The sequence below is a fragment of the Micromonospora sp. WMMD967 genome (assembly GCF_029626165.1).
Taxonomy (GTDB): Bacteria; Actinomycetota; Actinomycetes; order Mycobacteriales; family Micromonosporaceae; genus Micromonospora; species Micromonospora taraxaci.
In genome coordinates this window covers 1,492,614-1,507,393 of sequence record NZ_JARUBK010000001.1, presented here as the reverse complement: position 1 = coordinate 1,507,393, position 14,780 = coordinate 1,492,614, and the positions used below count along the sequence as shown (strand labels likewise).

Sequence of the window (14,780 nt, the reverse complement as noted above, 5' to 3'; positions counted from 1 at the left end):
AAGATCAGCCCGGCCAGCCAGCGGCTTTCAGGGCGGCGCGGAGTTGGGTTTCGACCTCGTCGGGGTGGGCGCGCACCGCCCAGTCGGGGAAGCGCAACAGGCGGTCGCCGTCGACCCAGAGCGCGTTCTGGCGGCGCATGTCCGCCCACCAGGCGCGCGGATCGAGGTGCTGCCCGCCGTCGATCTCGACGTGCACTCCCCACTGCTCGAAGTAGGCGTCCAGGTGGCGACGTCGTCCGGTCGAGTCGTAGCGAATCTTCTGCCGCGCCGGCTCCGGTAGGCCCGCGCGACGAACCAGGCCGAGGAAGTCCAACTCCGCCAGGGAGTGGGCACCGCCAGCGGCGTCGGCCGCCGTGGCCAGGATCAGTTGACGACGGCGGACCCGGGGCAAGGTCTCGACGATCCTGTGCAGGTCGTCGCCACCCACGAGCCGTTGTTGGAATGCGGCGGCGACGACCGCGCGTGCCTGCTGGTCATCGTCGGCCCACTGGACGGCGTCCACGATCGAACGAGCCGGCATGGTCCGTCGAGGCTGCCCGACGGCCAGCACGTCCTGATCGCGCAGCGTCCCGGTCCGGTGCGCAACGACACCGGGTGGCAGCGAGCCACGACGGCAGGGGGCGGGGAGCAGGATGTGTATCGGGCGACCGCGGAACCCCCGCAGCCCTCCGGCCTGCGCAGCGGTCAGGCCACCAAGGATCGCCCGCGGCCCTGCGGCGAGAACCGCCGTCCACCGGAACTGGTCGGGACTGACCGGCCCGTTGTGCGCGACGAACACAGCTCGGTGGACCTGCCGCCACTTTCCGGTCGCCACCCGGTGCCGGATGGCCTTGGGTGACAGGTGCCGCCGCGCCTGGTCGAGGCTCACCACATCATCCTGATGGAAGAGCAGCCAGGTCAGCTCGTCCGCGTCATCATCCGGCAGCCGACGCCCCCAGCCAGCCACGACGCCCCCCGAAGACTCATAACCCCAAAGTCTCCAGATCGCCCCCCCTTGCCGGCTGCCCCTGTGGACAAAGCCGAGATCTTGGAAGGAAATCGCCCCAGGAGGGGCACTTTCCTTCCAAGATCTCCAAGAGCAGGGGTTACTCGGTGCTGGACGCCGCCTTGCGGGGGGCGGCCTTCTTGGCTGGGGCCTTCTTGGCCGTCGTCGCCTTGGCGGTGGTGGTCTTCTTCGCGGCGGTCGACTTGCTGGCGGCGGCCGTCTTCTTCGTGGCCGCCGTCTTCTTCGCCGGAGCCTTCTTCGCCGCCGCCTTCTTGCGCGGCGCCGGACCCTTGGCCCGCTTCTCGGCGAGCATCTCGGAGGCTTCCTCGATGGTCAGCGCCTCCGGGGTCTGCCCACGCCGCAGGGAAGCGTTGACCTCCCCGTCGGTGACGTACGGACCGAAGCGACCGTCCTTGATCACCAGCGGCTTCTCGGTCGCCGGGTCGACGCCCATCTCCCGCAGCGGCGGCGCGGCGGCCCGTCGGCCACGCGTCTTCGGAGCTGCCAGCAGGGCCAGCGCCTCGTCCAGGCTGACCGTGAACATCTGCTCTTCGGACTCCAGGGAGCGGAACTCCTCGCCCCGCTTGACGTACGGGCCGTAGCGACCGTTGTTCGCGAAGACCTCGACGCCGTCCGGCGCGACACCGACCAACCGGGGAAGGCTGAGCAGCTTGAGCGCCTGCTCCAGGGTCAACGAGTCCGGTGTCTGCGTACGCAGCAGGGACGACTTGCGCTCGCCGCTGGACACGTACGGGCCGAACCGGCCGGACTTGAGCACGATCGGCTCCCCGGTGGCCGGGTCGTCGCCGAGCTTGCGCTCGCCGCCGCCGCCGAGGAACAGCTCGTGGACCTTCTCCGGGGTCAGCTCGTCCGGGGCGAGGCCCTCGGGGATCGGCGCGCGGTCGCCCTGGGCACCGCCCTCCTCACCCTCGGCCGGTGTCGCCGGGGCCTCGCCGGGCACCGCCCGCTGGAGGTACGGCCCGTACCGGCCGACCCGGACGACGACCTCACGGCCGTCGTCGTCGGTGAAGAGCGGGATGGAGTTGACGCTGCGGGCGTCGATGTCGCTGAGGTTCTCGGTGACCAGCTTCTTGAGCCCACCGGAGCGGGCGATGTCCTGGTCACCGGCACCGTTGGCGCTGCCGAAGTAGAACGCGGTGAGGAAGTCGACGGCGGCGTGGTCACCACCGGCGATCTCGTCCAGCTCGTTCTCCATCGAGGCGGTGAAGTCGTAGTCGATGAGGCGGGGGTAGTGCCGCTCCATCAACCCGATCACCGCGAACGCCAGGAAGGTCGGGATCATCGCCTGGCCGCGCTTGGTGACGTACCCCCGGTCCTGGATCGTCTGCATGATCGACGCGTAGGTGGACGGGCGGCCGATGCCCAGCTCCTCCAGGGCCTTGACCAGCGACGCCTCGGTGTAGCGCGACGGCGGCTGGGTGTGGTGACCCTGCGCGGCCAGCTCGTCGGCGGTCAGCGGCTGGTCCTTGACCAGGTTGGGCAGGCGGCGCTCGGCGTCCTCGGCCTCGGCGTTCTCGTCGTCGCTGGACTCGACGTACGCGCGCAGGAAGCCCGGGTCGGTGATCGTCTTACCGGTCGCCCCGAAGTCGGCTTCCTCCTGGGAGGTGGAGACCGCCCGGATGCGCACCGAGACACTGGAACCGACGGCGTCGGTCATCTGCGAGGCGATGGTCCGCCGCCAGATCAGCTCGTAGAGCTTGAACTCCTCGGCGGACAGCTCCTTGGCGACCTCGCCCGGGGTGCGGAAGTTGTCCCCCGCCGGACGGATCGCCTCGTGTGCCTCCTGCGCGTTCTTCACCTTGCCGGTGTAGCGACGCGGCTCCGGCGGCACGCTGCGCTCGCCGTACAGCTCGACGATCTGCCGGCGGGCCGCCGAGATGGCGGTCTCCGACAGGTTCACCGAGTCGGTACGCATATAGGTGATGTAACCGTTCTCGTACAGCCGCTGGGCGGTGCGCATCGTCTGCTGTGACGACAGGCGCAGCTTGCGGGCCGCCTCCTGCTGGAGGGTCGAGGTGATGAACGGCGCGTACGGGCGGCGACGGTAGGGCTTCTCCTCGACCCGGGTGACGGTGAACGGCCGCCCCTCCAGCCGAGCGGCCAGACCACGGGCGCCGCCCTCGTCGAGGTGCACGACGCCGGCACCTGCGCGGACGCGACCCGTCGTCGGCTCGAAGTCCTTACCGGTGGCGATCCGGTCGCCGTTCAACGCGATCAGGGTGGCGTTGAAGTTTCGCGGGCCCTCGCCGGCGTTCGCCACGGCGAGGGTGGCCAGGATGTCCCAGTATTCGGCGGTGCGGAACGCCATCCGCTGCCGCTCCCGCTCGACCACGATGCGGGTCGCCACGGACTGCACCCGGCCGGCCGAGAGCTTCGGCATGACCTTCTTCCACAGCACCGGGGAGACCTCGTAGCCGTAGAGCCGGTCGAGGATCCGTCGCGCCTCCTGGGCGTCGACCAGGTCGCGGTCGATCTCCCGGGGGTTGGCGACGGCCGCCTGGATCGCCGGCTTGGTGATCTCGTGGAAGACCATCCGCTTGACCGGGACCTTGGGCTTGAGCGTCTCGACCAGGTGCCAGGCGATCGCCTCGCCCTCGCGGTCCTCATCCGTCGCCAGGAAGATCTCGTCGACCTCCTTGGCCAGCTTCACCAGCTTGGTGATCTGCTGCTTACGGTCGGCGGAGACGACGTAGAGCGCGTGGAAGCCGTTGTCCACGTCCACCCCGAGCCGGGCCCAGGGCTCACCCTTGTACTTGGCCGGCACGTCGGCGGCGTTGCGCGGCAGGTCGCGGACGTGACCGAAGCTGGCCTCCACGACGTACCCCGGGCCAAGGTAGCCCGAGATCGTCTTGGCCTTCGCCGGTGACTCGACGATGACCAGACGGGTGGTTCCAGCGTTGCTAGGCACGTCTCTCCCCGACCTCACTCCTGCTCGTGGCCTGCCGGCGCCCGGACAGCGACCGCTTTCGACCCCGCCGTCGCACCGACGGTCCGGATGTCCAACGTAACGCGCCGCCCGCGTTTCGGGTTTCGCGGGCGGTAAACCGCTTCGGCACTGCCGGACGGCGCCACCGTACACCGTGGGTAGGGCTCCGAGAGGGTCACCGTGACGATCCCGGGCCCACGGCCAAGGTCCAACCCGCCCGTTACCGCCCGGATTCCCCGGCCCAATGTCCAACACCAGACAGCCAGCCGCCGCCCCGAACCCTCGGCGATCATGGACTCGTGGTGGGCGTTTTGGCCCCGAACATGCAGTAGATCCCCACCACAACCCCATGATCGACGCTTTTAGGGGGGTGAGGGCCAGGCGGTGGGGGGTGCCGTGGGCGGTGGTGCGCCGACTAACTCGGCCAGTCGGGCCAACCGGCGGCGGCCGGTGATCCGGTAGGCCGGGCCGCCCTCCCCCGGGCCGATCAGGTCCCCCGCCAGCCCCGCCGCCGCGAGCGCGACGCCGATCGGCTCCCAACACTCCTGCTCGTCGGCGCCCAGCCGCAACAGGAAGCCGTCGGGAGGCTCCGGCGTGCCGGCGGCGGCGAGCCACAGCCGCAACCTCCGGCCGGTCAGGTGGAAGGTGGCCGGTGGGCGCTTCGTCGCACCGTGCAGCCAGGCGACAGCGAGGGGCTTCAGGACCCGGGTGTACGACGTACGGACGGCGTGTCGCTCACCCTCGGCCGGCTCCCAACTCGCCGCCAACCCCCGTGCCGCCAGTTCGGCGACGAGAACGTGCACCCGCCAGGCGGCGTCCACCCGCACCGAGAGACGGGCGGTACCACCCATCCGGACCACCTCGCCCGGTCCGGCGAGCAACCCGGCCAGGTCGGCGACAGCGGGTTCGGCCGCCTCGGCGCCGAAGAAGACAAGTTGCCGGCCGGCGTCGTCACCCGGAGAGGAAGGACCGTTGCGGGCCGGGCCGCCGCGTCGTCGCGCGGGTGTGGGCGCGTCCGCCTCGGGCGCGGGAAACAGCGCCGCGGGCGGTTCCGCCTTCGGAGTGTCATCGAACCCACTCAGCGACACTCCGGCACCTCGTCGAAGGCCTGTTTCAACTCCTCGGAGTTGAGCTTGCTGGTGTCCAGCGCGCTGGCGTCGTACTCCTTGTTGAGGGTCTCCACCGCGGCCCGCACGCCGTCGTAGAAGACCGTCGGCTCACCGGTGCCCAGCCCGTCGATGGTGTCCCGGGCGCGGCCGTACGCGTCCCGCATCTTCCCCAGCGAGCTACGGAACCCCGCCGAGATCGCCTCGCCGTTGTCGGTCTCCGGGATGCCCGCCTGCTCCACCTTGCGGCGTGCGGCCTCGCTGGCCTGCTCCGCACCACCGAAGAGCCGCACCAGGTTCTCCTTGGCCTGCGCCGGGGTGGTCTGCGCGGTCATCTGCTCGTCGGTGCTGCTGGTCAACTTGCTGATCTCGGACCGCCACGGGGTGAGCGCGCCGCAGACCGATGCCGCCCACGCACGTGGACTGGGCCCGCCGCCGCAACCCGCGAGTACGACGACGACCGTGGCCAGGACCACCGTGAACCTTCCGGCGGCAGACGCCTGGCACGTACGCATGCGTTGCAGCGTACGGCCTTCGGCGAGGTGTGGCACCGGGCCGGACGGCCGGGGTCCCCGGTCGACGCGTACGTCGACCGGGGACCCCTCGCCCGTGCCAGGTCAGGCGTTGACCGTCTCCGGCCGGTGGTCGGTGCTGCCCGCGCCGGTGTTGCCGTCGGCGTCGGAGTCGGACATCGCGATGCCCTTGCGCTTGCTGAACACCACCGACGCCACGATGATCAGCGTCGCCACCAGGGCGATGCCGATCCGCAGGCCGACGTTGCGGTCGTCGCCGACGCTCCAGGCCACCACGGCGGGTGCGATCAGCAGCGAGACCAGGTTCATCACCTTGATCAGCGGGTTGATCGCCGGGCCGGCGGTGTCCTTGAACGGGTCACCGACGGTGTCGCCGATGACAGTGGCGGCGTGCGACTCGGAGCCCTTGCCGCCGTACGCGCCGTCCTCGACCAACTTCTTGGCGTTGTCCCAGGCCCCACCGGAGTTGGACAGGAACACCGCCATCAGGGTGCCGGCACCGATCGCACCGGCCAGGTACGCGGCGAGCGCGCCCGGCCCGAGGCCGAAGCCGACAGCGATCGGCGCCAGGATGGCGAGCAGACCGGGGGTCATCAGCTCGCGCTGCGCGTCCCGGGTGCAGATGTCGACGACCTTGCCGTACTCCGGGCGCTGGGTGCGGTCCATGATGCCGGGCAGCTCACGGAACTGCCGGCGAACCTCCATCACCACGGCACCGGCCGAGCGGGACACCGCGTTGATGGCCAGACCGGAGAAGAGGAAGACCACCGCCGCACCGATGATCAGGCCGACCAGGTTGCGCGGGTTCGCCACGTTCAGCGCGTTGAGGATCTCGTTGCCGACATCGCTCACGCCAGCCGTCGCGTACGCGCTGCTGAGCGTGTCGGTGTACGAGCCGAACAGCGCGGTCGCGGCGAGCACCGCCGTGGCGATCGCGATGCCCTTGGTGATCGCCTTGGTGGTGTTGCCCACCGCGTCCAGCTCGGTGAGGACCCGCGCGCCGTGCTCGTCGATGTCGCCGGACATCTCGGCGACGCCCTGGGCGTTGTCGGAGATCGGCCCGAAGGTGTCCATCGCCACGATCACACCGACGGTGGTGAGCAGGCCGGTGCCCGCCAGCGCCACCGCGAACAGCGACAGCGTGATGGAGCTACCGCCGAGCAGGAACGCGCCGAAGACGCCGGCGCCGATCAGCACCGCCGAGTAGACCGCCGACTCCAGACCGACGCTGATGCCGGCCAGGATGACGGTCGCGGCACCGGTCTGCGAGCTCTTGCCGATGTCCTGCACCGGCCGCTTGTTGGTCTCGGTGAAGTAGCCGGTCAGCGCCTGGATCGCGGCGGCCAGCACGATGCCGATCACGACCGCGCCGATGGCCACCAGTCGCGGGTTGCCGGGCGCGTCGGTCAGTCCACTGTCGAACTCGCCGAAGGTCGCCGGGAGGTACGCGTAGGCGGCGACCGCCACCAGCACGGCGGAGAGCAGCGCGGAGAGGTAGAACGCCCGGTTGATCGCGGTCAGACCATTGCGGTCGGACGCCCGAAGCCGGGTGATGAAGACGCCGACGATCGCGATCAGCACACCGATGGTGGAGATGATCAGCGGGAAGACCAGGCCCTCCTCGCCGAACGCGGCCCGACCGAGGATCAGCGCGGCGACCAGCGTCACCGCGTACGACTCGAACAGGTCGGCGGCCATGCCGGCGCAGTCACCGACGTTGTCGCCCACGTTGTCGGCGATGGTGGCGGCGTTGCGCGGGTCGTCCTCGGGGATGCCCTGCTCGACCTTGCCGACCAGGTCGGCGCCGACGTCGGCGGCCTTGGTGAAGATGCCGCCGCCGACCCGCATGAACATCGCGAGCAGCGCGGCACCGAAGCCGAAGCCCTCCAGCACCGTCGGCGCGTCACCCCGGTAGACGAGAACGACGAGCGCGGCGCCGAAGAGGCCGAGGCCGACGGTGAGGAAGCCAACGACACCACCGGTCCGGAACGCGATCTTCATGGCGGCCTCGCGGCCACCTTCGCGCTCTCTCGCGGCGGCGGCGACCCGCAGGTTGGCGCGGGTGGCCAACCACATGCCGGCACCACCGATGAACGCGCTGAACAGCGCGCCGACCACGAAGAACGCCGACCGGCCGATCTTCACTGCCAACTCACTGCCGTCGGTGTCGTGCACCGGCAGCAGGAAGAGCAGCACCACCGCGACGACCACGAAGATCGCCAGGGTACGGAACTGGCGGAGCAGGTACGCCGAGGCGCCCTCCTGGACCGCCCCCGAGATCTCCTGCATGGTGGCGGTGCCCTTACCGGCAGCCAGCACCGTCTTTGTGAGGGCGGCCGCGAAGGCGAGCGCCACCAGCGCGATTGCCGCGGCGATGACGACGTAGGTGACATTGCTTCCGGTAAGGGAAAGCCCGCCGCCGTCGGCGGCCAAGGTCTCGGACATCTGTGTCCTCCTGTTACCGAACACTCGCGCCGGTGAGTGGAGACGCACTGACCGACGCCTGGATGCGGACTCGCAAGCGCGCGCCAACCCACCCCAGCGGACCAGCGATGAACACCCATACCCGCTGGCTGCGGGATGGATCACTTGCTGACAACCCGGGTACTGTAGCCCTCCGCAGTGTCGGAGGTCACACGCAGGTCCCACCGTGTCGCGATGATCTTCGTCGCTGTGTTATGAAACGAAATCTGATATAGGGCCCGATCCATGCACGAAGGCCGCACCCCCGGCAGGGGATGCGGCCTGGAAACGAAACGGGGTCAGCGGCCGACCGGCCACACCATCCGCACCTCGGTGCCGATGCCCTCGTCGACCGGGCGCACCTGAAGGTCCTCGACGAACCCGGCGAGCAGCGCGAAGCCGACGCCGGTGGTCAGCGCCTCGTCGGTGAGCGACTCGTTGGCCAGCTCGTCCGGCGGCAACGCGGTCAGACCGATGCCCGCCTCGATCGGCGCCCGGTCCACCACCCGCACCGCGTACGAGCCACCGTCGGACATCTCCACCAGCACCGGGTCGGCGAGACCGTACTGCCGGTGCAGGGCCACCGCCCGGGTGCACGCCTCACCGATGGCCAGGCGCACCTCGTCCAGCAGGTCCTCCCGGACCCCGGCACGCCGGGCGACGGCGACGCCGACCAGCCGGGCTGTACGCACGTGCACCGGGGCGGGCGAGAACGAGAGCTTGACTGTCGCCATCACGCGCCGGCGCCCGCCGGGTCGGCGCTGATCGCCGCGTCGACCGTCGGGTGCAGCGGGAACACCTGGTCCAGTGCGGTGATCCGGAAGATCTTGAGCAACGGCTCCTTGTCGCAGACCAGGGCGAACGAACCGCCGGCCGACCGAAGCCGCTTGAGCGCGCCGACCAGCACGCCCAGCCCGGTGGAGTCGAGGAAGTCCACCCGACCGAGGTCGACCACCACGTGACGGGCGCCACCGTCGATCAACTCGAGGAGTCGTTCGCGGAGTCGGGGCGCGGTGTAGACGTCCACCTCACCACCGACCTCGAGCACCGTGTGCTCACCCACGGTGCGCGTCGCCAGCGACAGCTCCATCGGTCCTCCTCGCCAGAGCCGTAAACTCTCGTGGGCATCTAACCACTACCGCCGGCACGGCCTGCGAACGCCAGCGGAGGCTTCCCCTTACCCCGGTGTCCGACTTTTCATCTCCGAACACCAGTGCGAGAGTGCAGGGCGTGACCACCAACGACTTCAGCGCTGCGCGTCCCACGCCGCGCCACGACCTGGAGTCGTCGTCGCCGGCCACCGTATCCGCTGGTCACGGCCCGGGGCCAGCGCCTGCCGACCTGCTGCGCCGGCTACGCGCCCGAGGCGCCGGAGACCCGGTCACCCACGTGGAACGGGTGCCGGCACGCGCCGGGGCGCCCGCCCCGTGGCCATCCTGGGCACCGGCGGAGCTGCAAGCCGCATTCACCCGGCGTGGCGTGGTCGCGCCGTGGCAGCACCAGGCCCAGGCGGCCACCCTGGCGTACGACGGCGACCATGTGGTGATCGCCACCGGCACCGCGTCCGGCAAGTCGCTGGCGTACCAGCTCCCGGCCCTGGCCACCCTGCTCGCCGACCCCCGGGCCACGGTGCTCTACCTGGCACCGACCAAGGCCCTCGCCGCCGACCAGCTGCGGGCCGTCGCCGCGCTGGAACTGGAGGGGGTACGCCCCGCCTGCTACGACGGGGACACCCCGCGCGCCGAGCGGGAGTGGATCCGCCGGCACTCCCGGTTCGTGCTGACCAACCCGGACATGCTGCACCACGGCATCCTGCCCGGGCATGCCCAGTGGTCCGGTTTCCTGCGCCGACTCGCGTACGTGGTGATCGACGAGTGCCACACCTACCGGGGGGTGTTCGGCTCGCACGTGGCGCACGTGCTGCGCCGACTCCGCCGGCAGTGCGCCCGGTTCGGGGCCACCCCGGTCTTCGTCCTCGCCTCCGCGACCTCCGGTGACCCGGCCACCGCAGCCGGACGGCTGACCGGGCTGCCGGTGACGGCTGTCACCGAGGACGCGTCGCCGCGTGGCGGGGTGACCTTCGCGCTCTGGGAGCCGCCGCTGCTGCCGCCCGACTCCGGCGCCGCTCCCCCCGACTCTTCGTCGGTGCCCGGCCAGGCGGCCGGAAACCGCTCCTCTGCCCCGGCCCTCGGCCAGGCGGCAGGCGACCGCTCCTCTGCCCCGGCCCTCGGCCAGGCGGCCGGCGACCGCTCCTCTGCCCCGGCCCCCGGCCAGGCGGCCGGCGACCACTCCTCTGCCCCGGCCCCCGGCCAGGCGGCCGGCGACCGCTCCTCTGCCCCGGCCCCCGGCCAGGCGGCCGGCGACCACGACGACCTTCGGCAGGTCCGCCGGTCGGCGCTGCGCGAGACCGCGGACCTGCTCGCCGACACGGTCGCCGAGGGGGTACGCACACTCGCGTTCGTCCGCTCCCGCAAGGGCGCCGAAGTCGTGGCCGCCAACGCGCGCCGGTCGCTGGACGACGCCGTCCCGGGGCTCGGCGACCGGGTGGCCGCCTACCGGGGTGGCTACCTGCGCGAGGAGCGGCGTGAGCTGGAACGGGCGCTGCTGCACGGCGACCTGCTCGGGCTGGCCTCCACCAACGCACTGGAGCTGGGCGTGGACCTGGTCGGGTTGGACGCGGTGCTGATCTGCGGCTACCCGGGCACCCGGGCGTCGCTGTGGCAGCAGGCGGGCCGCGCCGGGCGTTCCGGGCAGGAGGCCCTCGCGGTCCTGGTGGCCCGGGACGACCCGCTGGACACCTACCTGGTGCACCACCCGGAGGCGATCTTCGGGGCGCCGGTGGAGGCGACGGTCCTCGACCCGGCCAACCGGTACGTGCTGGCACCGCAACTCGCCTGCGCCGCTGCCGAGGCCCCGCTCACCCCAGCCGACCTGGTGCTCTTCGGGGACGGGGCGAAGGAGGCCGTCGACGAACTGGTGGCGGCCGGCGCGCTGCGGCAGCGGCCCACCGGCTGGTACTGGCGGCACCGGGAACGCCCCGAGGTGGACCTGCGCGGCGAGGGCGGCGCACCGGTCTGCGTGGTCGAGTCGGCCACCGGCCGACTGCTGGGCACCGTCGACGGCGGTTCCTCGCACTTCCTGCTCCACCCCGGCGCGGTCTACCTCCACCAGGGCGTCTCGTACGTGGTGGACGAGCTGGACCTGGCCGACGGCTGCGCGTTGGTGCACGTCGAGGAGCCGGACTGGTCCACCCACGCTCGCGACGTCACCGACCTGTCCGTGGTGTCCGTGCGCTCGTACGTGGACGCCGGACCGGTCGGCATGTTCCTCGGCGAGGTCGACGTGACCAGTCAGGTCGTGTCGTACCAGCGGCGGCGCATCGCCACCGGCGAGGTGATCGACACCCGGCCGCTCGACCTACCCGCCCGGGAGCTGCGCACGGTGGCGGTCTGGTTCACCCTGTCACCGCAGTCGTTGGCTCTCGCCGGAGTCCAGTCGGCCGACGTGCCGGGTGCGCTGCACGCCGCCGAACACGCCGCGATCGGCCTGCTACCGCTGATGGCCACCTGCGACCGGTGGGACATCGGCGGGCTATCCACCGCCGTGCACGCGGACACCGAGGCACCGACCGTCTTCGTGTACGACGGGCACCCGGGTGGCGCGGGGTTCGCCGAGCGGGCGTACGGGACGGCGTCGGCGTGGCTGCGGGCCACCCGGGACGCGATCGCGGAGTGCGGCTGCGAGACCGGCTGCCCGTCCTGCGTACAGTCACCGAAGTGCGGAAACGGCAACAATCCGCTCTCCAAACCGGACGCGATCCGGGTGCTCGACGTGGTGTTGGCGAACCTGCCCGAGTAGCCGGTTGCATGAATTGCTCCGGCACTGGGCACAATGGCATGGGAGCGCTTCCATCGATGTCCATGCTGTTGACTTGCCCCCGTGCCCGAGGAGAAGCCGTGGCCGACACGATCGCCGAAACCGTCGACCTGCTCTACACCATCGACCAGGACCACCTCACCCTCGACCAGCAGATCGCGCTCGGGTCGGCGCTGGCCGCCCTGGCCCAGGCGGAACGACTGGAGCTGATCAACGAGCGGTTGCGGGTGATCCATCAGGTGCTCAACACCTGGGCGATGCGCGCCGCAGCCACACCTGACGTTCGCTGATCCGCCCCCGCTCGTCGGCACGGGCAGCGGGTGTCGGGTGGCGCTTCGACCGCTCCGCAACCAGTGGTCGTCGATGGCGGGGAACGCGACGGTTGTCGAGCTGTGCGAGACTCCGGCGCACAGTCCCCCTGAGGAGATCAGATGCAGCTCGACAACTTGCAGAGTCAGCACCAGTTCCACGTTCGCCAGCGACTGCGCATGATGGTCAACCAGTACGAGGTCCGGGCCGTCGCCGCGGACGGCACCGAGGGTGAGCTGCTGGCGTTCGCGCAGCAGAAGCGCCTCGCCTTCAAGGAGCAGGTGACGATCTACACGGACGACTCCAAGCAGCAGCCCCTGCTCGGCTTCAAGGCCCGCCAGCGCCTCGACCTCGGCGCCACGTACGACGTCACCGACGCCGCCGGCAACGCGATCGGGCTGTTCCGCAAGGACTTCGCCCAGTCGCTGCTCCGTTCCACCTGGCACGTCGAGCAGGCCGGCCTTCCGCAGGTGACCGGCCAGGAGCGCAGCATGCCGGTGGCACTGCTGCGCCGCTTCGTCGACTCGCTGTCCTGGCTGCCGTACCACTTCGACTTCACCGCCGGTGGCCAGCCGGTCTTCACAGTGGTCAAGAAGTGGGGCCTGCGCGACAAGTACGTCGTCGAGGTGCAGAACCCCCAGATCGATCGACGTCTGGTCATCGCGATGGCCGTCGCCCTCGACGCGCTCCAGGCCCGCTGACCGACCCGGCCACACACTTCTCGGGCTGCTGGCCGGGGCACGGCCCCTGGGGGCCCTGATCCCCGGCCAGCGGGCCCGCGCGGCGAGTGCGGGCGGAGAGGCCCCGACGGCCTGCGCAGCAGCACTGCCTGCTCGTTCAGGCGCGCACCGGGCCGGCGCGGGCCGTCGATGTGGCGACCCGGGTCAGTCCGGGAAGTGGGGTGAACGCCACCTCGACGGTCACCAGCACGTCCAGCCCGCCGAGGTGACAGCCGACCATCCGACCGGCATTGCGGGCGACGATGTCGGCAGCGGACGCGCAGGCCGTCATGTCCCCGTCGAGAGCCTGGGCGGCGCCGGCCAGAGCGCCGAGATCGGCTGCCACCATCGCCCGCTGATCGGCCATCCCGGCGACGGTGATGGCAGCGCCGAACGTCCCGAACAGCACGAGGACCAACCCCATCGCCAGCAGCAGGACAGTCGCACCGCCCCGCTGCCCGTCCGGGCTGCTCTGGTCGATCCGCTCGGCGGGTCCACACCGGACACGAACTGACAGGCACATCACGGCTGCCCTTCGGCGACGCCTGGTTCCACGGCGGCGACAGCCGTCGCGACCACGGTGATCCGTGGTAGTCGACCGCCCAGTGTGCGAACGGGCGCGCGTACCGTCGCCCGCACCCGGCTGCCGTCGACGGACACCGACACCTCCGCTCCTGGCGGTGCCGCGCGCCCCGCCGCCGGGCTGCCGTCCTCGCCGCGGGCGGCGGCCAGCGCGGCTTCCCGGGCCACGTGGAGGCAACTCGCCTGCGCGCTGACGGCGTTGACCGAGGTCAGGCCAGCCAGCAGGAGCAGGAGAAGCGCCGGCAGGCCGGCCGCCAGTTCGGCGGTGAACGACCCCCGGTCCCCGCGAGCGGCCGATTGGACGGTTGCCCAGCCGCCGCGACCGGCCCGCAGCGAGGGGCCAGACCGTGAACCGCGATCGGCTCGCCCCGAGGGGCCGGGCCGTAGACGGCTACCGGCCTGCCGGCGCCTGCTCACTTCAGGGCCCGGTCGATGACTGCGGTCAGCGCCGACTGGACGTTGCCGGAGGTCAGCACCTTCAACAGGATGCCGGCGAAGGCGACCGCCGCCAGCGTGCCGACCGCGTACTCGGCCGTGTTCATTCCGGCGTCCCCGCGCAGGCGGGCGAGCAGTTTGCGCATGACTGTTCCCTTTCTCGTTGTGGTCAGAGCACGTCGCCGAGGACAGCGACGATCACCGGCACCAGGCCGGCGAGAATGAACGCCGGCAGGAAGCAGAGCCCCAGCGGCAGGACGATGAGCACCCCTGCCCGGCGTGCGGACGCCTCGGCGGCGGTGGCCCGGTCGGCACGCAGGTCGTCGGCGAGCCGGGTCATCGCCCCGGCCAGGGCGGCACCGCTATTGGCCGAACGCAACGCCGCTGCCGTCAAACGGTCCGCACCGGGTATCCCGTCCAACGCGGACCACGCCTCCGCCGGGCCACCGCCGAGCAGGAGCGTGCGGCCGACGCGGGACAGGCGACCGGCGAGCGGCCCGTCCAGCGTCTCGGCTACCGCCAGAATCGAGCGGTCGACCGGGGCTCCCGCGCGCATCGCCGCAGCAAGGAGATCAGCGGCGAGCGGCAGGTCGGCCGCCTCCTGGAGCCGCCGCTTGCGAGCACCAGGAGGCTCGATCCGCCGCAGGAGCCGATCCAGCAGGAATGCGGTCGGGACCGCGCCCAGCAACCCGAACCAGCCACCGACGACGACGGCCACGGCAAGCCCACCCAGCGCTGCCGCGAGCCGGATCGTGTCCGGCCGCAGCATCGATGACGAGCTGCGCTTGCCCGCCGAGCCGCGTCGATTCGCCACGCTGCCCTGGC

At 71.3% G+C, this 14,780-nt stretch carries 14 protein-coding genes; 3 read left to right on the top strand and 11 right to left on the bottom strand.

Features of this window, described 5'->3' with window-relative positions; all coding sequences use genetic code 11:
• Window positions 1–4 precede the first annotated feature (4 nt).
• From O7631_RS07185 to O7631_RS07155, 7 genes are all read right to left on the bottom strand, one after another.
• Window positions 5–946, bottom strand: coding sequence for a hypothetical protein (locus O7631_RS07185; RefSeq protein WP_278143544.1), 942 nt, complete (start codon window positions 944–946; stop codon window positions 5–7).
• A 139-nt stretch (window positions 947–1,085) separates the two neighbouring features.
• Window positions 1,086–3,914, bottom strand: a complete 2,829-nt coding sequence (gene topA, locus O7631_RS07180) for a type I DNA topoisomerase (RefSeq protein WP_278143543.1) — start codon at window positions 3,912–3,914, stop codon at window positions 1,086–1,088.
• Between the two features lie 380 nt (window positions 3,915–4,294).
• A complete protein-coding gene (locus tag O7631_RS07175; protein WP_278143542.1) occupies window positions 4,295–5,020 on the bottom strand; it encodes a hypothetical protein in 726 nt (241 codons plus the stop codon).
• A complete protein-coding gene (locus tag O7631_RS07170; RefSeq protein ID WP_278143541.1) occupies window positions 5,011–5,553 on the bottom strand; it encodes a hypothetical protein in 543 nt (180 codons plus the stop codon). Before O7631_RS07170 ends, O7631_RS07175 begins: the two co-directional genes overlap by 10 nt.
• 102 nt (window positions 5,554–5,655) lie before the next feature.
• On the bottom strand, window positions 5,656–8,016 hold the full coding sequence (locus O7631_RS07165; protein ID WP_278143539.1) for a sodium-translocating pyrophosphatase: 2,361 nt from the start codon (window positions 8,014–8,016) through the stop codon (window positions 5,656–5,658).
• 317 nt (window positions 8,017–8,333) lie between these two features.
• Window positions 8,334–8,771, bottom strand: a complete 438-nt coding sequence (locus tag O7631_RS07160; RefSeq protein WP_030334228.1) for an ATP-binding protein — start codon at window positions 8,769–8,771, stop codon at window positions 8,334–8,336.
• Complete coding sequence (locus O7631_RS07155; RefSeq protein WP_088986718.1) at window positions 8,768–9,124, bottom strand: STAS domain-containing protein; 357 nt, start codon at window positions 9,122–9,124, stop codon at window positions 8,768–8,770. Before O7631_RS07155 ends, O7631_RS07160 begins: the two co-directional genes overlap by 4 nt.
• A gap of 188 nt (window positions 9,125–9,312) precedes the next feature.
• Here O7631_RS07155 and O7631_RS07150 point away from each other — a divergent pair, with 188 nt between their 5' ends.
• The 3 genes from O7631_RS07150 to O7631_RS07140 all read left to right on the top strand — a co-directional run bounded on the left by O7631_RS07150 (window position 9,313) and on the right by O7631_RS07140 (window position 12,920).
• Window positions 9,313–11,892, top strand: a complete 2,580-nt coding sequence (locus O7631_RS07150; protein ID WP_278147868.1) for a DEAD/DEAH box helicase — start codon at window positions 9,313–9,315, stop codon at window positions 11,890–11,892.
• 98 nt (window positions 11,893–11,990) lie between these two features.
• Window positions 11,991–12,200 (top strand): hypothetical protein, encoded by a 210-nt coding sequence (locus O7631_RS07145; protein WP_088986720.1) that lies wholly within the window; start codon window positions 11,991–11,993, stop codon window positions 12,198–12,200.
• A gap of 141 nt (window positions 12,201–12,341) precedes the next feature.
• Window positions 12,342–12,920, top strand: a complete 579-nt coding sequence (locus tag O7631_RS07140) for a hypothetical protein (protein WP_278143538.1) — start codon at window positions 12,342–12,344, stop codon at window positions 12,918–12,920.
• Window positions 12,921–13,056: 136 nt separating this feature from the next.
• Here the strand turns inward: O7631_RS07140 and O7631_RS07135 are convergent, their stop codons facing one another.
• The 4 genes from O7631_RS07135 to O7631_RS07120 all read right to left on the bottom strand — a co-directional run bounded on the left by O7631_RS07135 (window position 13,057) and on the right by O7631_RS07120 (window position 14,724).
• Window positions 13,057–13,461 (bottom strand): Rv3654c family TadE-like protein, encoded by a 405-nt coding sequence (locus O7631_RS07135; RefSeq protein WP_278143537.1) that lies wholly within the window; start codon window positions 13,459–13,461, stop codon window positions 13,057–13,059.
• Window positions 13,461–13,853: a TadE family type IV pilus minor pilin gene (locus tag O7631_RS07130; protein WP_278147867.1), complete on the bottom strand. Its 393-nt coding sequence runs from the start codon at window positions 13,851–13,853 to the stop codon at window positions 13,461–13,463. Before O7631_RS07130 ends, O7631_RS07135 begins: the two co-directional genes overlap by 1 nt.
• Before the next feature lie 80 nt (window positions 13,854–13,933).
• Window positions 13,934–14,101, bottom strand: coding sequence for a DUF4244 domain-containing protein (locus tag O7631_RS07125; protein ID WP_076470820.1), 168 nt, complete (start codon window positions 14,099–14,101; stop codon window positions 13,934–13,936).
• Between the two features lie 23 nt (window positions 14,102–14,124).
• A complete protein-coding gene (locus tag O7631_RS07120) occupies window positions 14,125–14,724 on the bottom strand; it encodes a type II secretion system F family protein (RefSeq protein WP_278147866.1) in 600 nt (199 codons plus the stop codon).
• Between the last annotated feature and the right edge of the window lie 56 nt (window positions 14,725–14,780).

Coding starts and splice junctions, on each gene's coding strand:
- O7631_RS07170 (WP_278143541.1), bottom strand. CDS start 5,553: ATGCGTACGTGCCAGGCGTCTGCCGCCGGAAGGTTCACGGTGGTCCTG.
- O7631_RS07165 (WP_278143539.1), bottom strand. CDS start 8,016: ATGTCCGAGACCTTGGCCGCCGACGGCGGCGGGCTTTCCCTTACCGGA.
- O7631_RS07155 (WP_088986718.1), bottom strand. CDS start 9,124: ATGGAGCTGTCGCTGGCGACGCGCACCGTGGGTGAGCACACGGTGCTC.
- O7631_RS07140 (WP_278143538.1), top strand. CDS start 12,342: ATGCAGCTCGACAACTTGCAGAGTCAGCACCAGTTCCACGTTCGCCAG.
- O7631_RS07135 (WP_278143537.1), bottom strand. CDS start 13,461: ATGTGCCTGTCAGTTCGTGTCCGGTGTGGACCCGCCGAGCGGATCGAC.
- O7631_RS07125 (WP_076470820.1), bottom strand. CDS start 14,101: ATGCGCAAACTGCTCGCCCGCCTGCGCGGGGACGCCGGAATGAACACG.
- O7631_RS07120 (WP_278147866.1), bottom strand. CDS start 14,724: ATGCTGCGGCCGGACACGATCCGGCTCGCGGCAGCGCTGGGTGGGCTT.